The following is an 18,005-nucleotide window of genomic DNA, read 5'->3' as shown; positions in this document are numbered from 1 at the left end:
GGTGTGGGTGGAGTGGGGGTTTCTTTTTTTGGTGTGGTTCTTTTTTTTTTTATGGGTTTTGGGGTTTTTTTTTTTTTTTTTTTTTTGGTGGGGGGGGGGGGGGGGGGGGGGGGGGGGGGGGGCCCCGCCCCCCACCCCGGAACGCTATCGGGTGATCGGTCCGTCACTGACCGCGTTCGGGACGGTGATGCCGGCCAGCTCGCACAGCCGCCCCAGCGCCTTGATGGCGCCCTGGCGCACGATCACGTCCTCGTCCCGGGCGCCCTCGATCGGGTACTCCTTGAAGACGCCGTTCTCCTCCAGTCCCTCCGGGTCGACGTAGAAGACGCGCATGCCGCGCTCGCGGGCGCGCGCCTGGACCGCGCGCCGGTCGGCGTGCAGGCCGATGACCAGCAGCGCCTTCGCCCGCGGATGGAAGGTCACCGGTGGGATCTTCTGGTCGTAGCGGCGCAGGAACAGCTCGGGCAGGCCGGCACGGGCGGACAGGACGTCGAAGTTGTGGGTCAGCACCGGCCCGACCAGCAGCCCGGCGTCGGAGAGCGCTTTGAGGGCGCGGTGGGCGTAGGTCGGCTCGGCCAGGAAGCAGGCGCGGAACATCGCCACCAGGTCGGGGGCCTTGAGGTCGGCTCCGAGCACCATCTCCCGCACCAGCGAGTCGGCCGCGGGCGAGAGGGTGAAGGCATGGGACTGGGTGAACTCGTTGCCGCGGCGCTGGGTGACCCGGTACACCTCGTGCAGGAAATGCAGCGGCGGGATGCCGGCCTCGATGCTGGTGCCGCAGCCGACCTCGACCATGAACGGCCCCGTCTCCAGCAGACCCGCCAGGTCCGGGGCGATCGTCGGGTTACCGCGCTGCTCCTTGACCCGCATCCCGCCGGCCAGCACGTCCCACGGCAGGTTGCGGACCGTGCGGTGCAGCTCGTGGCCGTCACTGGTGAACACCACCTCCAGCGAACGGAAGCCGTCCGGGGTGGGGCGGCCGGCGCGCAGGTCCTGCGGGTGCTCGTCGAACTCAGCGAGCTGCAGCACCAGGTCGCCCTTCTGCCAGCCGCCCTGCGGCAGCTGGCGCCAGCGCCCCTCGGCCAGCCACGTCTCCAGGTCGCAGCGGTAGTCGGCGATCTCGCCGGCCGGGGCGAGGTGGGAGACCATCAGGTACAGGTTGTCCAGCGTCAGTCGCGGCTCGGGGAAGACGTAGTTCAGCCCGTAGCGCAGGTTGTAGTGGACGACGCGGCGCCGGCCGTGGGTGTCCTTCGACCAGCCGGACTGCGCGGCGTTGGCGGGCTCCTGGGTTCGGCGCCAGATGCCCTCCTCGACGCTGCGGGGCCGCTCGTGCCGGTCGCCGGCGAAGTGCTTCTCCCAGACCTCCACCTGCGCGGGGGTCAGCTGCTCGATGACGGGGTGCGGGAAGAACATGGAACCCTCCAGGTTCACGAAGAAGTGGTGGGGTGCGGGAACGGGAGCCCGAGGTACAGCTCCCGGTAGGAGCCGTCGGCCAGCGCGTGCGCGCACTGCTCGATGCGGGTGCGCTCGTGGTCGACGGCGAGCTCAAGGGCCTGCTCGACGCTGACCCAGCGCAGCTCGACGTAGCCGCAGTCGGCCGCGAGCTGGGCCTCGGCGCCGGCGGGCAGCAGGGCGTGGTAGATCTCGTTGGTGCCCTCGTACTGGCCGGGTTTGGCAGGCGCGTAGTCGCTGGCGAGCTTGCGGGCCGGCGTGACGCGAAGGCCCAGCTTCGCCGCGACCGCGAGCGTCAGCGCCGAGCGCGGGTGGGTGTTCGGCGGGGCCGACCCGCCGGGCAGCCCCCACTGGGAGATCGCGCCCCAGTAGGCCCGGCGGATGACGGCGAGACGCCCGTCTGGCCGCTCCAGCCAACCCAGTGCCCCGATCCGGCGCGGCGGCGGATTGCGGAAGTGGTCAGGGGTGGTGTCCACGGCACCCTTCCCTCCATCGGGTCCCGGGCGGGCGGACCGGTACCCCGCCCAGGCCGCGCGCGTATGCGGGCATGACGGGTAAGCCGGTTGCGCCGGCAGGGGAACAAGGAATGTGCATCCACCGCAGGAACTGCGATAGGACTAGGACTATGCTCACCCCGCCCTGACAGGCCGTCAATAGTCCTAGTCCTATACGGTTCTGCTGTGACGCCTGCGAGCCAAGGAGGAACCAGATGACAGCCCCTGCTTACCGACAGGTCGCCGCCGAGCTGCGCGCCGCCATCGAACGGGGGGACTACCCCGAGGGCAGCGTGCTGCCGAAACTGGAGGAGATCGCCCAGCAGTACGGCATCGCCAAGCAGACCGCTCGCGAAGCCATCGGCGAGCTGGAGAACGAAGGCCTCGTCGAAGCCGTCCGCCGACGCGGGACCGTCGTGCGCCCCGTCCCCTCCCGACGCCGCCTCAACCGCGGCCGCCAGGTCTACCGCGACGAGCGCGGCTACTACTTCGATCCCACCGCCCAGCCCTGGGTGGCGCTGGAGACCCCGGAGGTCGGCTGGGGACCGGCCCCGCGCGACATCGCCCCGCTCCTGGACATCCGCCCCGGCGACGAGGTCCTGATCCGCGACCGCCTCATGGGCGACCCCGACACCCGGAAGCCCACACAGCTCGCCACCAGCTACCTGCCCGCCCCGCTCGCCCGCGGCACCCGCCTCGCCGAACGCGACACCGGCCCCGGCGGCATCTACGACCTCCTGGAGGCCATGGGCCACGGCCCCCTCCAGTGGCAGGAGAGCACCTCCGCCCGCATGCCCACCCCCCGCGAAGCCGAACGCCTCGCCCTGCCCAAGGGCGTGCCCCTGCTGCGCATCGTGCGCACCACCACCAGCCCGGCCGGCACCGTCCTGGAGATCAACGACACCCGCATGAGCGCCGAGGACTTCGAGATCGGGTACACCATCACCCGCGCCCCCTCCGCCGCACCTGCGGCGTAGGCAATCGGCGGCCTCGAACCGCAGCCGGGCGCCGTCGCCTTCCAGGTGCAGGCAGGCGTGGATGCCGGGCCGGTGCACCGACAGCTTCAGGTCGTACACCGCGTTTCTTCCGCTCCGCGTAGAAGGCGGACCGCGACTGCCGTAGCGTGGCGGCCACTGGCGACAGCATCTGTGGGGGTGCGGGGTGGATCCGGTTTCGGTGGGGCTGCTGGCGGCGTTGGCGGGTGGTGCTGGCGGTGAGATGGGAAAGCAGGCGTGGGCTGGGCTGAGCGCGTTGGTGCGCCGCCCGTTCAGGCACGCGGTGGCCGCTGGCGACGATGCGGGACTGTCGGCGGTCAGTTCCGGGGTGGCCGAGCTGGTGGCGCTGGAGCAGGCGCCGGCCGATCCAACGCGAGGACAGCTGCTGAGCACTGCCCTGGCGGTACGGGCTGCCTTGGACGCGGACTTCCGCACGGGACTGCAGCAGTGGCACGACACCGCGAAGCTGGTACGCACCGGCGACGGCGACGTCCACAACAGCATCAGCGGCGGCCATCAGCACACGGCGGTTCAGGGCCGGGACTTCTCCGGACTGACCTTCACCTCTCACGCAGCACCCCCGCACGGGAGTGCACCGCAAGAGAACGTGCCGCCCACTCAAGGGTGAGCAGCGTGGCTCAGCCCGTTTCCAGTTGGCGTTTGATCCGGTTGCGGATCGCCATCGCGCGCGGGTCGTCGTAGTCGGCGAGAAGGCTCAGCGCCTCTGCCCAGTGCCACCGAGCGGCTTCTGGATCCTCGCCGAGTACGGACGTGCCCAGGCCGTCGAGGGCCAGGGCCTCGTTCCAGGTGTCGCCGAGCTCGTGCTGGACCGTGGCGGCTTGGCGGTGGAAACTGGCCGCGTCCGCAGGCCGGTCGAGCCGGCGGTATGTCTCGCCCACGCCGTGCCAGGCCAGCGCTTCCCGGCTGCGGTCGCCGAGGCGACGATGGAGCACGGCGGCGCGCTGATACGACTCCAGCGCGTCGGCGAACTGACCGTTGGCCTGCTGGGCGTCGCCGAGAGTGATGAGCCAGAACCCCTCCAGCCGGTGGTCGCGCAGGCCCAGGGCGATGTCCAGCGCGTCGTGAGCCGACTTCAGGGCCTGCGCCAGTTCGCCTTCTTCGCGCTGGAGGTCGCTCAGGAGGCGAAGGATGTTTCCCTCGCCGCGCTGGTTGTTCAAGGAGCGGTGTGCCGTCAGTGCCTGCTGGATGGTGGCTGCGGCTTGCGCCATGTGTCCGGCGCGGTAGTGGGCGCTGGCGAGGTTGGAGAGCGTGGTGGCCTGCCAGTGAGCGGAGTCCTGGAGCTGGAAGGCGGCGATGGCCTGCTCGAAGTACTGTGCGGCGTCGCCCAGTTGCCTGCTGCGGAGGTGGACCAGTCCGAGGAGGTTGAGGGAATGCGCCTCGTTGAGTCGGTCGCCCAGCTCACGCCAGATCGCCAAAGCCTTCCGGTGGTACTCAAGGCTCTCCGTAAGGGCGTTGATCCGGGTGTAGCCCATGCCGAGGTCCGTCAGTAGCTGGCCTTCGGCGAGGCGCTCGCCCAGGCGGGCCGCCGCGTCCAGGCCGATGTGGCCCACGGCAAGCCAGTCCGCGCCTGGCGCCGAGGGGGCCTGTGCGTTCCACAGGACGGCGGCCAGTTGCCATGCCAGCTGGTCGTATCCTGCGGCGACCGCGGTGCGAACGGCCTGCAGGAGGTTGGTGCGGTCGCGCTCGGCCCAGTCCACGGCGGCGTTGTAGTCGGGGAAGGCCAGCGGGTGGACACCGTCCGCCGGCGGCGTGAGCGGCAGGTGGGCTTCGGCGGGGCTGATCCAGTTCTGGGCGGCGTCGGCGGTGTGCAAGTACCAGTCCAACAGGCGGCGCAGCGCGGCCTGCCGCTCAATGGGTGGTTCTTCGTGCTGGGCCTGGTCGGTGGCGTAGGCGCGAAGGAGGTCGTGGAACTGGTAGCGGTCTGGTGCGGTCTGTTCGACGAGGTGGGCGCCGACCAGGGAGTCGAGGAGTTGGCGGGTGCGGCTGGTGGTCAGTTGGGCGAGGGCGGCTGCGGCGTGGAGTCCGAACTCGGGGCCGGGGTGCAGGCCCAGGAGGCGGAAGATGCGGGCGACCTGGTCGGGCAGGGCCCGGTAGGACCAGGTGAACACCGTGCGGACGGCGTCGGCTTCCTCGTCGTCTCCCACGCTCAGGGCATCCCACAAGGCGGACTCGTCCCGCAGGTCGGCGATCAGGTCGTCCAGTCCCATGTGGGGGAAGCTGGCGGCGCGCTCCGCGGCGATGCGCAGGGCGAGTGGCAGTTGGGCGCAGAGCCGGGCGAGTTCGGTGAGTTTGTCCGGGTCGTCCTGTGAGCGGTGGCCGTCGGTGACGGCGCGCAGCAGGGCGACCGCTTCCGGCTCGGGCAGTATGCCCAGGGTCAGCCGGCGGGCGCCGTCGCGCACCGCGAGACCGGACAGACGGCTGCGGCTGGTGACGACGACCAGGCAGCCGGCGCTGCCGGGCAGCAGGGGGCGGACCTGGCTGACCGTGGCGGCGTTGTCCAAGACCACCAGGACGCGGCGCTCGGCCAGCAGAGAGCGGTAGAGCGCGGCGGCCGCATCCAGGTCCTGCGGGACGGATTGCGCGGGGACGCCGAGCGAGGTCAGGAACCGGTGCAGCGCCTCCTGGGCGGTGACCGGCTGCCCCGGGTCGTAGCCGCGCAGGTTGACGTAGAGCTGCCCGTCCGGGAAGCGGTCCCGGGCCCGGTGCGCCCAGCGCAGTGCGAGCGAGGTCTTGCCGGCGCCGGCGGTGCCGGCGATGACGAACACCGAGACGACGAGTGGGTCCCCGTCCTGGTCGGTCAGGACCGCGTTCAGCTCCTGGAGCTCGTCGACGCGGTTGACGAAGCCGCGCACATCGGCCGGCAGCTGGCGCGGGGTCGGGGGGCTCTCGCGGTCAGGAGCTCCGTGGAAGTGGATGCCCCCGCTGACGTTCCTTGCCTGGACGACGTCACGCGACGACCCCGACAGCTCGTTACGCGAGGTGCCGAGGCCATCCGCGCCCCCACTGTGCTCGTCGATCGTCCTACTCCGTCCCTGTGCTCGGCGGGGGAAGATGCGCTACCTCACGGTCGAAGTAGGTTTGCACGTCTTCGCCCGCCTCGTAGAGATCCTTGATGTAGTTTTCCCAGCGGTCGACCAGCTCGGGATCGGTGTAGCGGACCGCACCGATCGGAGTTCCCGTCTCCGCATACAGGACCTGGTACAACGTGCGGCCGCCGAGAATGACCGCTTCCGGCAACGGGCTGAATTCCTCCGTGCCAGCCAGCTTCTCGGCGGGGATAATGCGTACCCTCTCGCCGCATTCAGCGCGCATCCGCAGTGAGTGCAATTCCCACTGCAGATATGCGGTCAGCGGCTTCTCAATCACCCGGACACGGTGAAAGAAGGAATTGCGCTCCTCGTCCTCCCGGCCGATGGCGAGCAAGGCGCCGCGCCTGTCCTCCAGAAGCCGCAGCGCCTCCTCCCAATCCCCCCGGCGCAGGGCATCCCGACTCGGGCTGCCCTGCTCCTCGAAGTACTGGAGACGTTCGAGTTTCCAGGAGTCCCTGTCGCGGACCTGCGCATCACGCTCGCGGAAGTCACGCTTGTAGTCCTCCCGGACGAGCCGCTCGCCCCGCTCGGGGCTCAGGTCCGGGGCGCGACGGTCAAGCATCCGGGATGTCCACCTTCGCCGCGCTGAGCATGGCTCCGGGGATGATGACCAGCCGCTCGTCCGATCCCACGGCGACACCTTCGGGAAGGTGGCTGCGGTAGTTGTCCGTGAGGTCCCTGCCGATCACCGCGATATCGCCGTTGTCGAGCCGCCAGATATCTGGGCATTCGTCGCGGCCGTCAGAGGAGCCGAGTTCTTTAGCCGACTTTCCCAGTCGCCGTTCAAACAACGCGGACGGGTCAGCCTCCCACGCACGGGCCATACTCTCCTCCATCTATCTCACGCCTACTATGACTACGCAGCTTACACCTGACGGTAAGTCAGGGGGAAATGAGTTACATATCCTCCATCCGCAAATAGGCGATCACGAGGCAAGCGGCCGACCTGTCCGACGGGGCAGACGGCGGGTAGCCCGGTGCCCCGCTCCGTGCCCCTCCCAGCACCCGGGTGCACCCGGCAGGCCTGCATCGGGTCGCCCGACCGGCGGTGCCCCGGCCCCCGGCCAGGGTCGGTCGGCCACACCCTGGAAGGTATGAGCCCCCGGGGATCCGCGCAGGTGAGGCTGCCGCACATCGAGCCGATGCTGGCGACAGCCGGCACGCTGCCGTCCGGCCCCGGATGGACGGGGGAGGTGAAGTGGGACGGTGCCCGGGCCGTCGCCTACATCCCCGAGGCCGCCCCGGTGCGGCTGCTCGGCCGCCGCGGCACCGACTTCACCCAACGCTTCCCCGAGGTCGCAGAAGCACTCACCGAGGTCCGCGGGCGGCCGCTGATCCTGGACGGCGAGATCGTGGTGATGCGCGACGGCACCCCCTCTTTCGCGGCGTTGCAGAGCCGCATCCACCGCACCCGCCCGGCCGCCGTCCTGGCCGCAGCCGCCACCACGCCCGCCCTGTACATCGCCTTCGATCTGCTCCACCTCGGCGACCGCTCGCTGCTCGCCGAGCCCTACGCGCGCCGGCGCGAACTCCTTGAGGACCTGGCGCTGGACCGCCCGGGCCTGCGGGTACCGCCGACCTGGGACTCCGTCGCCGAAGCCTACGGGTGGACACGCGAACACAAGCTGGAAGGCGTCCTGGCCAAGCGCACCGACTCGCTCTACGCCCCCGGCACGCGCTCCCGGGACTGGATCAAGCTCAAGCACCTCCGGGTCGCGGACGTCGTGGTCGGCGGGTGGCTGCCCGGCGGCCCGGGCAGCGACACCGTTCGGGCCGTCCTGGTCGGCGTCGAAGCCGAACCCGGCGGCCGTCTCCTGTACGTCGGCTCCGTCGGCACAGGGTTCTCGGGAGCGGAGCGACGCGCCCTCGCGGCCGCGCTACGCCGCCTCGCGATCCCGGTGTCGCCTTTCACCGCCAGCGGCAAGGGCCTGGGGCTGCCGCCCGGCACCGAGGTGAGGTTCGTGCGCCCCGAGCTGCACGCCGAGGTCGAGTTCCTGGAACTCACCGACCGAGGCCTACTCCGGCAGCCGGTATGGAGGGGACTGCGCGGCTGACCGCGCCGCCCGGGCGGGGCCAGCGCCGCAGGCTGCTCCCCATAGGCCGACAGACCGTTCACAAGGCCGGGAAGATCGGTACACCAGCGGTGTACCAGCGGTGTACGATCGCGGTATGGCTGATGCGACGATCAAGGTTTCCCCTGATACGCGTGACCGGCTGGCCGCTCTCGCGACGGCCCGCGGCACCACGATTGGCGCCCAGGTAGCCCTGCTGGTGGAGGCGCAGCCCACCGCGGAGCAGATCGCGGAGCGCGTTGCCGAGGGCCGTCGGCTGCTGCGGGAGCACTTCGGGATGACCCTCACCGACACGGAGCTGGACCAGGGCCCGGACCTGCTGCAGCGGGTCTACGGCATCGCCGCGGAGGACGCACGCGCCAAGGTCGCCCCTAGGCGCAGCGCGTGATCATTCTGGATTCCAGCGCTTTGTCCGCGTTGGCCGCCGGTCACCCGCGTCTGCACCGGATCGTGGATGCGGCTCTGCACAGTCCGTTCCAGCATCTGCTGGTGCCGGTGCTGTGCCTGGTCGAGGCCGAGATCAAGGACGAGGGTGCTGCGCACGCGGTCCTGGCGCTGCCCTCTCTGGAGTTCGAGCCGCTGGATGCGAGCACCGCCGTGGTGGTGGCGACCATGGTCCGCGACGGGTACGGGGGCCAGGACTTGGCGCACGCGATCGCCACGAGTCTGCCCACCCCGGTGCGTCCGCAGCAGCACCTGATCCTGACGGCCCGTCCGGAGCTGTATCCGCCCGGGATCGTCACCGTCGACATCGACGATCCCCGCCTGGAGCCGTAGGTGCCACTGCCAGGAGCGTTAGGGGATGAGCTTCCCCTGGGCGATGGCGCGCGCATCCTCGCCGAGGAGATCCTGCCCGCCGTGCTGCACGGGGCGGTAGCGCAGGAGCGGCCGGTGGTGGTGTTCGTGGCCGGGCGGGCCTTGCCCCGACCTCGTTCGACGAGCTCACCCGTACCCTGGGCACGTTCACCCTCACCGCTGTCCGGGACCTGATGCGCACCCTGGAGCGGGTCCAGACCGGTCGGTGAAATGCCCGGCGGCGAGCAGCCGCCGCGCTCTACCAGGAGCGCCACCGGCTGGTGCTTCCCTCTGCCCCCGAACCCGCGCCGGAGCCCGAACCCGCAGGTGAGACCGATCCAGCACCGCGGGCGGCCGGCCACCCTGCTCAACCCGAGCCGCAGGTCACCGTCACACCCGCCGACCCCGCACCCCTCCCCGGCTCGGTGCTGGCACTGACGCAGCAGCCTGGCCCGGAAGAACAGCGGCCAGCCGACCAGGGCGGCCAGGAGCAACGACCCGCGGCGACACCGGAACGTGCCGAGGGCCGCGACACCAAGCGGCCTGCGGACGACTCCGTGTACCTGATCGCCCCGCCCCGGCCACCCGCCGTACCGCCCCCGCCAGTTATGCCACCACAGCCGTCCGGCTCACCGCTCGCTCCACCGCCGCCGGCATACCCGCCGACCATCGCACCGCAGCGACGGAGCGGCCCGTCACGCAGAGACCTGCGGGAACGGCTGCGGGACTTCTTCGGGCTACGCCCGTGACACCGGTACCGGTCAGCCCTTGTCAGGCTCACCGAGCGTCCACCCGCTGACCGCCGCGACCGGACCGCGCCAGACCGGCAGGGTGTGGGCGGCCCGACCGGACCGGTAGGTGACGTCCCGCAGGTGGAGGAAACGGCGGTCCGGCTCACGACGGCGCCGACCCTTCTCGGCGGCGTCGTCCAAGTGGACAAGCGCCTCCCGAACGACCCGACGCAGGCCGTAGTCCTGATCCCCGAGCTGGCCGAGGTGGAGACGCTCCCAGGCCTCGGTGGAGACCACGGTCCCCGTCACGAGCGCGCCGTCCAGGACCAGGGTGACGGTGATGTCCTCCGCAGCAACGTCCGGATTGTCCGCGCCAAGGCGCAGCAGTTCCAGGTGCGGGTCCACGTGGTCGTCCCGCTGGAGCAGCATCCTCAGAGCCGGCGGGACCGCATCTCTCCACGACACTGTGCTGCTCCTTCGACTCGCCGTGGATTCGCTCTCCTGCCAAGTTATCCCGGCGATCCGGTCAGCTGGACCTGTTTGGTCCAAGACGAACTCGAGGGGTATCTCCGCATGCAAGCTGTACACAGAGGGCAGCGGCACGCCTGGATGCCACCCATATGTGCTCTGATCTGGATCTTCTGACATCCTGTGGCAGTCCGAAGTACCAGCAATGGGAATCACACGGAGCTTCCATGGCACACGTGCATGTTCTTCTGAACCAGAAGGGCGGCGTCGGCAAGTCGACGCTGACCGTCAACCTCGCCGCAGTAACCGCCGATGTGATCGGCCGTAAGGTCGGTGAGCAGCCCCCGGTCCTCGCTGTCTCCGTTGACCCTCAGGGGTCGACCGCGTGGTGGTCCAACCGGGTCGGCGATGAACTTCCTTTCCTTTTCGCCCAGGCGCACAACGACCTCGGGTCGCTTCGTAAGCTGCGCGCCGTCAAGTCGGTCCGGCACATCTTCGTCGACACCCCGGGATGGCTGGACCTGTCCGACGACGACGCCACCGCCGACCCGCTCGGCGATGGCAAGGCGGCAGACATCCTCCGCGCCGTGCTGGACAACGCCGACAGCGTGATCCTGCCGATCGAGCCGGAGCCCCTGGGCTTCAAGCCGACCGTCCGCACGGTCCGCCAGATCGTCGAGCCCCGCGGCCTTCCGTACACCGTCGTCATCAACAACTGGGACCCGCGCGACGGCGACGTCGATCTGCGGCAGACCCAGGAGTTCGTGGAGAAGAACGGCTTCCCCCTGGCAAAGACCGTGGTGCGCCACTACAAGGTCCACTCCCGCGCTGCCGCGGAAGGCCTGGTCGTCACCCAGTACAAGCCCAACCGAGCTTCTTTCGAAGCTCGTGAGGACTTCTTCAAGCTGGCTCTTGAGCTCAACCTGAACGGATCCGCACGATGAGCCGCCGCGTCAACCTCGCCGACATGCTCGACGGCGAGCCTCTCGACGAGCCCACCCACGCCGCACCCAAGGCTCCAGTCCTGAGCATCGGGCAGATCTCGCACAACCCCGACAACCCTCGAGGGACGATCGACGAGACCGACCAGGAGTTCCTCGACCTGGCCACCAGCATCGAGAACGTCGGTGTGATCACGCCGCTGACCGTCTGCACCGCGACCGAGTTCCTTCGGTACAACCCGCACCACTCCGGCCGGATCGCGGGTCACCAGTACGTTGTCGTAGCGGGGCACCGCCGACTTGAGGCCGCCCGGCGGGCGGGCCTCATCGAGGTGCCCGCGTTCATCAACGACAAGGCTGCGGAAGACCCGCTGGTGTGGGCGGTCGCCGAGAACCTCCTGCGTGTAGGCCTCACCCCCATCCAGGAGGCCCAGACCCTGCAGGTTCTCACCGACAAGCCTCCGGCCGGCCGCGGGATGTCGCAGAGCAAAGTCGCTAAGGGCATCGGCAAGACCCAGCCCTTCGTGTCTTTCCGTATCGCGCTACTCAATCTCACGCCCGAACTTCAGGCCAAGGTGAACTCCGGCGAACTCGGGGTGAAGGCGGCCCGCGCCTACACGAGTCTGCCGCCCGAGGAACAGCTCAGCGCCTACGAAGCCTCGCAGCAGCAGTCGGCGCAGGCACCGGTTCCGGAGAGGCAGGCGGCTGCTCCCGGACAGACACCGGTGGTCGCGCCGGGCTCCGGCGCCCCGGCTGGGACCCAGGTTCCCCGCCCCGCTTCGACGGCGCGATCTCCCCAAGGAGCCGCCACAGGTGGAGCCAGCAGTGCCACCGCCAGCGCTGAGGCCAGCGAGCGGCATGTGGCTCCGGCGATGCTCGCCGAGGCTGCCGCTGATGTGCCAGAACAGCGGGCGTCTCACGCAACGGCGCTGTCAGTCCCCGACGTCGACTGGCATGACATCGCTGCCTTCGTGACCGCCATCGGGTCGGTTCTCGACAAGACGAAGATGTATGAGCTGGCCGAGGCGCTGATCGAGAACCTCCGCGACTGACGTCCACCTATAACCGGGTTATGGCGCGCCGGCACGGTAGATCCTTGCCTCAGGCGTCCTGCAGAGCAGTCCTCGCCAGCCGGAGATCATCCTGGATCTCCCATAACCGGGTTATAGCTCCCGGAGGGGACGTCAACGCCACCGCGGTCCCCAAGGAGACTCGCCATAACCGGGTTATGGCCGGCCTTCTGGGATCGCCCGCGCTCTGGCGGGAAGCCCTGGGTACAGGACCATCAGTCGGCCACCTGTTCCCCCCCGGTCTAATGCAAGAAGGCCCACACCCGATTGGGGTCTCGATCAGGACCCGGCGGCGCTCGCGGTGGTCCAGCTTGCCGATCGGCAGGCGTTCGCCGTCGATCACCACCACCGGCTTACGCGGGTCCGAGACGATCAGCGGCTTGCGGATCCGCTCGTAGAGGCCCTTCCCCCGCGCCACTTCGACAGCCTCCGCCCGGTCCGTCTCCACGTAGTCCCACACGTCCTTCAGCGAGGACACCGGGAAGTAGATGCGTCGAGCCGATCCGCCCTTGGCGATCACCTCGGGCAGCCAGGTGCGGAAGTTGAGCGTCCCGGGCACCGGCTCGGGCAGCTCGAACAGGCTCAGGCTCGTCTGCTCGGACAGCCGCAGCCCGGTGCGGATCAGCGAGTCGGTGAAGGCCGAGTTCCGTGATGCAAACCGGCCGCGGAACGACCGGTCGGGGAGGCCATGCGGGGTGAACCCGCGCACTCCCGTGTCTCTCCACAGGCGGTAGGTCGCGGGCGGCAGCCACTCGACGTCGTTGGGCCGCCCCTCGTGTGAGGCCTCGGCCGGGGTCGGCTCACCCGAGGGCCGACGTGGATCGCGGCTGCGGGATACCCGCTGCCGGAACGGGTTCCGTGCCGCGTGCCCCTCAGCGACGGCCCAGCGGTAGAACTGGTTGACCGTGGCGACCTCACGGTCCCAGGTCGTCGCCTCCACTCTCGGGCCGGCAGCGTCGTGCAGCCGCCAGTGTTTGAAGGCTGCCCGGTCATCCGGCGAGGCGGCCTTCCAGCTCCGGCGGCCCCGGTTGTCCCACAGGAACTTGAGGAACCGCTTCAGGTCGTAGGCGACGGCGGCCTGGGTCGTGTCAGGCTCGTTGGCGAGCATGGTGACGAAGTAGTCGTTCAGGTCGACGTCGTACCGGCCGAGCGGATCGATCAGGTACGGCGAGCCGTCTCCGATCCTGTACTCGTCCAACCAGTCGTCCAGAGCAGCAACGTCGACCATCACGTCCGTACTCGCCTGCGGCAGCCCAAGCTCACGCCGGGTGAAGAACACCCGCCAGCCCAGCACGCCCGGATCTCTTGGTCTGGATCGCACCGCTGGAACGTAGCAAGGACATGTCCGAAACCGCATAAGTGAACACGAAGACGGCGCGCTGCTGGGCGATGGTGCGCAGCGCCTCGATGGCGCCGGGCTGGGGCAGGCCGATGCGGCCGCCCTGCCACCCATCGTCCACCGCGAGGGTGCCGTCCAGGTCGAAACCGACGGCCTGACTGGCGGGGCTGTCGGGGCGGGGGGCGATGACGGGTCGGAGCATGTGGTCCTCCATCGAGGTGGTGGGCCTACAGGAAGGCGAGCTGGTTCTCGTCCGGCTGCTCGGGGGCGTCCTCGGGGCGGGCCTGGGCGCGGGCCTCGTCGTGGGCGTCGTCGACGCGGTCGCAGACCAGTCGGCCGTCGGGGAGCTCGTCCCATTCGCGGCTGCCGACGGCGTCGTCGGCCGCGCTCTCGGGGGTGGCGTGGTGGGGGATGTACTCGTCCTCGACCAGGTCGCCGCACACCGAGCAGCGCGCGGTCCAGCACAGCGACGGGACGGCGATGCCGGCGCCCGATCGGGCCGCGCCCTCGCGGCGCCAGGCGTAGCCGTGGTGGAGGACCAGGGCGTGGGTGACGGGCTGGAGCGGGGAGCCGTCCTCGAGGTCGGCGGCCGCGGCGTTGTGTTCGGCGGCGGCCATCAGCGCGGTGGCGAGGTCGGGCATCTCCAGCAGGGTGTCGGGGCCGGTGAGCCACAGCTCCCAGGGCCGGTCCGGGGTGCCGGGGCGCAGCCGGTCGGCGGGGTCGGCGGTGAAAAGGCCGCGGCGGCCGGCCGGGGCCAGTGCGGGGGTGGTCGTCATCTCCGGGTCTCCTTCGACAGGCCGGCCCCGGCCCGCTGGGGTGCGGTCCGGGGCCGGGTTGGTGGCGGGTGGTCAGGTGCGGTGGGCGGCGGGTCAGCCCTCGTGAGAGGGCCGACCCGGCATCGAGGGCGGTCGGCTACAGCAGGCCGGCGGCGTGGGCCTCCGCCTCCTGGTCGATGTCGTCGTCCTCGTCGGCCTGGTCCTCGTCGTCGAGCGGTTCGGTGGGGCAGAGCTCGGCGATGGCGAGGTCCCGGCCGAGGGCGCTCCACGGGTCGTCGTCCTGGTCCTCGCTGTCGGCGGGCTGTGCCAGGTCGGCGGCGGGGTTGTCCAGGAGCGCAACCAGGTCGCTGATGCTGCGGACCTCGACCGGCTTCTCCTCGCCCCGCACGAGCAGGTAGGTGCGGGTGATGTAGCCGTGCTGGTCGGCGGGGGAGGGGACACACAGCAGGTGCGCGCCGCCGGGCAGCTCGCACGTCGCGGTGCCGTCCTCCACGCCGACCCAGTTGCCGGCCTCGGTCAGGCTGCCGCCGCTGCGGTCCAGGCCGTTGGCACCGGTGGCCGCGCGGTGTGCGGCGTCGGCGGCGACCTCCACGGCGAGCTGCTCCCTCGACGGAGCCGGGACGGACGCAGCGGCGGCGGGGGCGTAGCCGTAGGCCGGGACGCCGAGGCGGTGGCGCAGCGGGCGACGGAGCTGGGTGGTGGCCTGGTCGGCGAGGCAGACGGCGAGGCCGGCGGCGGCCACGGCGAGGGTGAAACGGGTCTCGGCCGGGCGGCCGGTGAGGGCGCGGTAGGTGGTGAGGCCAGCCGCGGCCGCGGCGGCGGCGATGGCGATGTTGTCGGCGGTGTCGAGGGCGGTGCTCAGCAGGCGGGCGCGGGTCGTCTGCTCGGTCATCAGGTGCCTCCGAGGGGAGCTGGGTTCGGCCGGGCGGCCGCGCCGCGCACCACGGCGCCCCACTCGCCGGGCTTGGGTGGCCGGGTGAGCGGGGCGCGGTGGTGGGCAGCGTCAGTGCCCGGTCAGGCCGCGGTGCCCGCGAGACCGGCCGGCTCTCCGCGCAGGGCCGTGGCGAGGATCGCGGCGTGGTCGAACGCCAGCTGCTCCGGGAGCTCGTTCCACTTCCACCAGCGGGCGGTGCGGGCGTCGTCCCCGGCGGTGATCGGGGTGTCGTCCGGCACTTCGGCGAGGTAGGCGACGGTGACGTACCGGCCGCGGGGGTCGCGGCCGGGGGTGTCCCAGGCGCCGAGCTGGAGGAGGTCCGTGGTGTCCACCCGCACGCCGGTCTCCTCCTCCAGTTCCCGGGCGGCTGCCTCGCGGCTCGACTCGCCCGGGTCCACGTGGCCGCCGGGCAGCGCCCAGGCGCCCTCGAAGGGCGGCCAGCCCCGCTCGATCAGCAGGACACGGCCGTCCGGCGTGGTGGCGACCACGTCGGCGGTGTAGCGGATGGACTCGAAGGTCTCGGTCATTTCAACCCTTCTTGACGGTTGCTGTGGCGTGGGGGGCGTGGTCCGGTCAGCCGGCGGTGGTCGGGCGGCCGGGGCGGCCGCCGTGCAGGGGCGAGAAGGCCCCGGGCTTGCGGGACCAGCGGACATAGTCGACGCTGCTCGCGGCGTAGGTGTTGGTCAGGAGGCTGCCGGAGCGGTCGAGGCAGTCGTGCAGGCGGTCCAGGCGGTCCCAGGCCAGCCGCAGCTGGTCGATCAGCCAGTCCCGGTCCTCGCCGGTGAGCGCTTGGGCGTCGGCGACGGCGTCCAGGCGGCGAACGTCCTGGATGCCCGCAGCGAGGAACGCGTCGACCCGCGCGGCTTCGGCGGCGGTGAACTCCTCGCCGATCCGCCGGGCTTCGTCTGCGCGCGGGTCGTCGTGGTAGACGGCGGAGCTGCGTCGGTCGAGCGCGATGCGGGCCAGCTCCCAGTCGGTCATGCCGTCCAGGACGCTGTCCTGGCGGAAGGGCCGCCCGGGCTGGGCGAACGGCTCGTAGACGGCGGTGATCTGGGCGGGCGGGGTGGTGTCGGTGGTCACGAGATCCTCCGTCATCGGGTGTCCGGCCGGGCGGCCGGCGCCGCGCACCACGGCGCCCGCCGCCCCGGCCTGGCTGGCCGGGGACGACGGGCGCGGTGGTGGGCAGCGTCAGTGCCCGGAGGGCGCGGGTTCGACGACGCCCAGGTGGACGTGGCGGTGGGTCAGGGCGACGCGCGAGCCGAAGCTCTCCAGGATTCGGGCGACCTCGCGGCCTACTGCCACGCTGCTTTTCCGGACTACGGGTGTCGGTCGGGTAAAGCATGATCCCGGCGCGATTTGACTTGCCTCTGGTGCGGTGGCGTTCCAGGTGCCGGGGGGGACGGAGAGGTCGTGCCAGTCGCTGGACTGTCACAGTCGTCGTCCATGCTGTCCGCCATGAACGAGGACTCCTTTTGGCAGCTCATCGACGAGTGCAGGCCCACCGGGGCCGATCCGGATTCGGAACAGCTCGCCGCCGCTCTGGAGGCCAGGCTGATGAACGGTCCGCTGCCAGCAGTCGTGGGATTCGCCGAGCAGCTTTCCTGGGCCCTGTACCGACTCGATCGCAAGGAGTACGGCACCAGGGTGTCGGGTGACGCGTTTCTCTACACTCGCGCCGCCGTCGTGGCCGCCGGCCGAGACGAGTACGAAGCGGTGCTGAACGACCCGGCCCTGTTCTTGCCGTACGCAGACGACTTCATCTGGGCCGAGCCGCTGCTGTACGTCCCGGACACCGCCTACCAGAGCCTGACTGGCCGTGAATGGGACCGCGGCACCCGCTACAGCTATGAGTCGTACTCCAACACGGAAGGCTGGGCGGACTGAGCGAGTCACCGCCCGTTGCTCTTCAGCACGCGGGGCAGGTGGACGTGGAGGTGCTCGACCTCGACCTGGTGGCCGCGGTGTCGAAGTTCGTTGGCGAGGATTTCGGTAAGACCGGATGCCCTGTGCCGACCTCCGGCGCATCCGATGGCGATGCGCCGGGGGCCGGCCGGGAGATCGGCGTAGTCGGCGAGGTTGTCGATCAGCTCGCGGGCGCCGGGGGTGTTGATGACGATCTGCTGGACGCGGGGGTCAAGGCCGTCGAGGTCGAGGATGCCGCGGGCAGCGGCCGGGTCGCGGAGCCGGTCCCGGACGTCCTCGACGCGGTCAGCAGTCGGCGGCGGGCCGCCCTTGAGGTGCAGGTAGCCGAACGAAATCAGGCGTATCGGGTGCATGGGGGGGTTCTCCTGCCGTGGGCGGGGTGTCGGTGAAGAGGGGCATGCCGAGGTTGACCAGTTGGGGTCGGCCGTCGGCACGGGTCCGGTTGAGGCTGGTGAGCTTGGCGGTGGCAGCGTCGAGGCTGACCTGGAGGCCTTCGACTTCGCCGAGCCAGCCGTTGGCGCGGGCTTCGCGGATGCGCTCGCGCAGGTTCTGGATGATCTCGATAAGGCGCGGTTTCTGGCGGGGGTCGAGCTGGAGGACGGGGCAGCGGATGCAGGCGTGTTCGTGCTTGCAGGGGGTTCCGTAGGGCCGGCCGCAGGTGCCGAGGGAGACCTTGCGGAGCTCGAAGTGCTGTTGGAAGTCGTGCCATTCCTGCTCGGTGGGCTCCCGGTACTCCTCCTGCGGGCGGTCGGCCCGCCGGCGGTCCAGGAAGCCGCGGTATGTCCGCACTAGGTCGTCCTGGAAGACCGCTAATGGTGGAGTCGGGTATTGGAACTGTCCGAATGCCTGCCGCATCAGGGCTCCTTGGACGGTCGGTTCGCGGCGCAAACGGCCCAGTCGCCAGC

Annotated in this window: 21 protein-coding genes and 1 pseudogene; 8 read left to right on the top strand and 14 right to left on the bottom strand. The window is 70.5% G+C overall.

All coding sequences use genetic code 11. The features are described from left to right. Positions 1 to 144 precede the first annotated feature (144 nt). Positions 145 to 1,413, bottom strand: coding sequence for a hypothetical protein (locus tag ACIRYZ_RS42540; protein WP_402954027.1), 1,269 nt, complete (start codon positions 1,411 to 1,413; stop codon positions 145 to 147). Between the two features lie 14 nt (positions 1,414 to 1,427). Then, positions 1,428 to 1,928 (bottom strand): NUDIX domain-containing protein, encoded by a 501-nt coding sequence (locus ACIRYZ_RS42535; protein WP_402954026.1) that lies wholly within the window; start codon positions 1,926 to 1,928, stop codon positions 1,428 to 1,430. A 233-nt stretch (positions 1,929 to 2,161) separates the two neighbouring features. Here ACIRYZ_RS42535 and ACIRYZ_RS42530 point away from each other — a divergent pair, with 233 nt between their 5' ends. Both ACIRYZ_RS42530 and ACIRYZ_RS42525 read left to right on the top strand, forming a co-directional pair. Further along, complete coding sequence (locus ACIRYZ_RS42530; RefSeq protein WP_402954025.1) at positions 2,162 to 2,923, top strand: GntR family transcriptional regulator; 762 nt, start codon at positions 2,162 to 2,164, stop codon at positions 2,921 to 2,923. 184 nt (positions 2,924 to 3,107) lie between these two features. Continuing rightward, complete coding sequence (locus tag ACIRYZ_RS42525) at positions 3,108 to 3,569, top strand: hypothetical protein (protein ID WP_402954024.1); 462 nt, start codon at positions 3,108 to 3,110, stop codon at positions 3,567 to 3,569. Between the two features lie 10 nt (positions 3,570 to 3,579). Here ACIRYZ_RS42525 and ACIRYZ_RS42520 read toward each other — a convergent pair whose 3' ends face one another. The 3 genes from ACIRYZ_RS42520 to ACIRYZ_RS42510 form a co-directional block, all read right to left on the bottom strand. Next, positions 3,580 to 5,814: an ATP-binding protein gene (locus ACIRYZ_RS42520; protein WP_402954023.1), complete on the bottom strand. Its 2,235-nt coding sequence runs from the start codon at positions 5,812 to 5,814 to the stop codon at positions 3,580 to 3,582. Positions 5,815 to 5,983: 169 nt separating this feature from the next. Beyond that, entirely contained in the window at positions 5,984 to 6,613 is a 630-nt protein-coding gene (locus tag ACIRYZ_RS42515) for a DUF6879 family protein (RefSeq protein ID WP_402954022.1), read from the bottom strand. After that, a complete protein-coding gene (locus ACIRYZ_RS42510; protein ID WP_402954021.1) occupies positions 6,606 to 6,875 on the bottom strand; it encodes a hypothetical protein in 270 nt (89 codons plus the stop codon). Before ACIRYZ_RS42510 ends, ACIRYZ_RS42515 begins: the two co-directional genes overlap by 8 nt. Positions 6,876 to 7,145: 270 nt before the next feature. Between ACIRYZ_RS42510 and ligD the strand changes: the two genes are divergently transcribed. The 3 genes from ligD (at position 7,146) to ACIRYZ_RS42495 (ending at position 8,900) form a co-directional block, all read left to right on the top strand. Next, positions 7,146 to 8,105 carry a non-homologous end-joining DNA ligase gene (ligD, locus tag ACIRYZ_RS42505; RefSeq protein WP_402954020.1) on the top strand — a complete coding sequence of 320 codons (960 nt, stop codon included), beginning with the start codon at positions 7,146 to 7,148 and terminating at the stop codon, positions 8,103 to 8,105. A gap of 115 nt (positions 8,106 to 8,220) precedes the next feature. Beyond that, on the top strand, positions 8,221 to 8,511 hold the full coding sequence (locus ACIRYZ_RS42500; protein ID WP_402954019.1) for a hypothetical protein: 291 nt from the start codon (positions 8,221 to 8,223) through the stop codon (positions 8,509 to 8,511). Further along, the gene (locus ACIRYZ_RS42495; RefSeq protein WP_402954018.1) at positions 8,508 to 8,900 is read left to right on the top strand and encodes a hypothetical protein; all 393 of its coding nucleotides are present in this window, start codon (positions 8,508 to 8,510) and stop codon (positions 8,898 to 8,900) included. The genes ACIRYZ_RS42500 and ACIRYZ_RS42495 overlap by 4 nt, the downstream gene beginning before the upstream one ends. Before the next feature lie 779 nt (positions 8,901 to 9,679). Here ACIRYZ_RS42495 and ACIRYZ_RS42490 read toward each other — a convergent pair. Further along, positions 9,680 to 10,114 carry a hypothetical protein gene (locus ACIRYZ_RS42490; protein WP_402954017.1) on the bottom strand — a complete coding sequence of 145 codons (435 nt, stop codon included), beginning with the start codon at positions 10,112 to 10,114 and terminating at the stop codon, positions 9,680 to 9,682. Between the two features lie 155 nt (positions 10,115 to 10,269). On the opposite strand from ACIRYZ_RS42490, the gene ACIRYZ_RS42485 reads away from it, so the two are divergent. Together ACIRYZ_RS42485 and ACIRYZ_RS42480 are read left to right on the top strand one after the other, a co-directional pair. Beyond that, a complete protein-coding gene (locus tag ACIRYZ_RS42485) occupies positions 10,270 to 11,061 on the top strand; it encodes an AAA family ATPase (RefSeq protein WP_402954016.1) in 792 nt (263 codons plus the stop codon). Then, the gene (locus ACIRYZ_RS42480) at positions 11,058 to 12,110 is read left to right on the top strand and encodes a ParB/RepB/Spo0J family partition protein (RefSeq protein ID WP_402954015.1); all 1,053 of its coding nucleotides are present in this window, start codon (positions 11,058 to 11,060) and stop codon (positions 12,108 to 12,110) included. Before ACIRYZ_RS42485 ends, ACIRYZ_RS42480 begins: the two co-directional genes overlap by 4 nt. Positions 12,111 to 12,159: 49 nt before the next feature. Here ACIRYZ_RS42480 and ACIRYZ_RS42475 read toward each other — a convergent pair whose 3' ends face one another. The 6 genes from ACIRYZ_RS42475 to ACIRYZ_RS42450 all read right to left on the bottom strand — a co-directional run bounded on the left by ACIRYZ_RS42475 (position 12,160) and on the right by ACIRYZ_RS42450 (position 16,257). After that, positions 12,160 to 13,422, bottom strand: a complete 1,263-nt coding sequence (locus ACIRYZ_RS42475; RefSeq protein WP_402954014.1) for a site-specific integrase — start codon at positions 13,420 to 13,422, stop codon at positions 12,160 to 12,162. Next, entirely contained in the window at positions 13,388 to 13,669 is a 282-nt protein-coding gene (locus tag ACIRYZ_RS42470; RefSeq protein WP_402954013.1) for a hypothetical protein, read from the bottom strand. Before ACIRYZ_RS42470 ends, ACIRYZ_RS42475 begins: the two co-directional genes overlap by 35 nt. A 25-nt stretch (positions 13,670 to 13,694) precedes the next feature. Beyond that, positions 13,695 to 14,243, bottom strand: coding sequence for a hypothetical protein (locus ACIRYZ_RS42465; protein WP_402954012.1), 549 nt, complete (start codon positions 14,241 to 14,243; stop codon positions 13,695 to 13,697). Positions 14,244 to 14,379: 136 nt separating this feature from the next. Next, the gene (locus ACIRYZ_RS42460; RefSeq protein WP_402954011.1) at positions 14,380 to 15,135 is read right to left on the bottom strand and encodes a hypothetical protein; all 756 of its coding nucleotides are present in this window, start codon (positions 15,133 to 15,135) and stop codon (positions 14,380 to 14,382) included. 122 nt (positions 15,136 to 15,257) lie between these two features. Then, positions 15,258 to 15,704, bottom strand: a complete 447-nt coding sequence (locus ACIRYZ_RS42455) for an NUDIX domain-containing protein (RefSeq protein ID WP_402954010.1) — start codon at positions 15,702 to 15,704, stop codon at positions 15,258 to 15,260. Between the two features lie 46 nt (positions 15,705 to 15,750). Beyond that, positions 15,751 to 16,257 (bottom strand): hypothetical protein, encoded by a 507-nt coding sequence (locus ACIRYZ_RS42450; RefSeq protein ID WP_402954009.1) that lies wholly within the window; start codon positions 16,255 to 16,257, stop codon positions 15,751 to 15,753. A 375-nt stretch (positions 16,258 to 16,632) separates the two neighbouring features. On the opposite strand from ACIRYZ_RS42450, the gene ACIRYZ_RS42445 reads away from it, so the two are divergent. Further along, positions 16,633 to 17,061: a DUF4240 domain-containing protein gene (locus ACIRYZ_RS42445; RefSeq protein WP_280686302.1), complete on the top strand. Its 429-nt coding sequence runs from the start codon at positions 16,633 to 16,635 to the stop codon at positions 17,059 to 17,061. 5 nt (positions 17,062 to 17,066) lie between these two features. Here the strand turns inward: ACIRYZ_RS42445 and ACIRYZ_RS42440 are convergent, their stop codons facing one another. Then, positions 17,067 to 17,453, bottom strand: coding sequence for a hypothetical protein (locus tag ACIRYZ_RS42440; RefSeq protein WP_402954008.1), 387 nt, complete (start codon positions 17,451 to 17,453; stop codon positions 17,067 to 17,069). Further along, a pseudogene (locus tag ACIRYZ_RS42435) lies at positions 17,386 to 18,005 on the bottom strand (hypothetical protein); the annotation flags it as partial. The gene ACIRYZ_RS42440 and the pseudogene ACIRYZ_RS42435, both read right to left, overlap by 68 nt.

The sequence above is a fragment of the Kitasatospora sp. NPDC101155 genome, assembly GCF_044768305.1.
GTDB lineage: Bacteria > Actinomycetota > Actinomycetes > Streptomycetales > Streptomycetaceae > Kitasatospora.
Note: the sequence above shows the minus strand (reverse complement) of the source record. Positions and strands in the feature narration are given on the sequence as shown.

Bases quoted from the DNA above. Each gene is read 5' to 3' on its own strand.
- ACIRYZ_RS42540 (WP_402954027.1), bottom strand. From the start codon at position 1,413: ATGTTCTTCCCGCACCCCGTCATCGAGCAGCTGACCCCCGCGCAGGTG.
- ACIRYZ_RS42530 (WP_402954025.1), top strand. From the start codon at position 2,162: ATGACAGCCCCTGCTTACCGACAGGTCGCCGCCGAGCTGCGCGCCGCC.
- ACIRYZ_RS42515 (WP_402954022.1), bottom strand. From the start codon at position 6,613: ATGCTTGACCGTCGCGCCCCGGACCTGAGCCCCGAGCGGGGCGAGCGG.
- ACIRYZ_RS42510 (WP_402954021.1), bottom strand. From the start codon at position 6,875: ATGGCCCGTGCGTGGGAGGCTGACCCGTCCGCGTTGTTTGAACGGCGA.
- ligD (WP_402954020.1), top strand. From the start codon at position 7,146: ATGAGCCCCCGGGGATCCGCGCAGGTGAGGCTGCCGCACATCGAGCCG.
- ACIRYZ_RS42500 (WP_402954019.1), top strand. From the start codon at position 8,221: ATGGCTGATGCGACGATCAAGGTTTCCCCTGATACGCGTGACCGGCTG.
- ACIRYZ_RS42485 (WP_402954016.1), top strand. From the start codon at position 10,270: ATGTGCTCTGATCTGGATCTTCTGACATCCTGTGGCAGTCCGAAGTAC.
- ACIRYZ_RS42480 (WP_402954015.1), top strand. From the start codon at position 11,058: ATGAGCCGCCGCGTCAACCTCGCCGACATGCTCGACGGCGAGCCTCTC.
- ACIRYZ_RS42470 (WP_402954013.1), bottom strand. From the start codon at position 13,669: ATGCTCCGACCCGTCATCGCCCCCCGCCCCGACAGCCCCGCCAGTCAG.
- ACIRYZ_RS42465 (WP_402954012.1), bottom strand. From the start codon at position 14,243: ATGACGACCACCCCCGCACTGGCCCCGGCCGGCCGCCGCGGCCTTTTC.
- ACIRYZ_RS42460 (WP_402954011.1), bottom strand. From the start codon at position 15,135: ATGACCGAGCAGACGACCCGCGCCCGCCTGCTGAGCACCGCCCTCGAC.
- ACIRYZ_RS42455 (WP_402954010.1), bottom strand. From the start codon at position 15,704: ATGACCGAGACCTTCGAGTCCATCCGCTACACCGCCGACGTGGTCGCC.
- ACIRYZ_RS42445 (WP_280686302.1), top strand. From the start codon at position 16,633: ATGAACGAGGACTCCTTTTGGCAGCTCATCGACGAGTGCAGGCCCACC.
- ACIRYZ_RS42440 (WP_402954008.1), bottom strand. From the start codon at position 17,453: ATGCACCCGATACGCCTGATTTCGTTCGGCTACCTGCACCTCAAGGGC.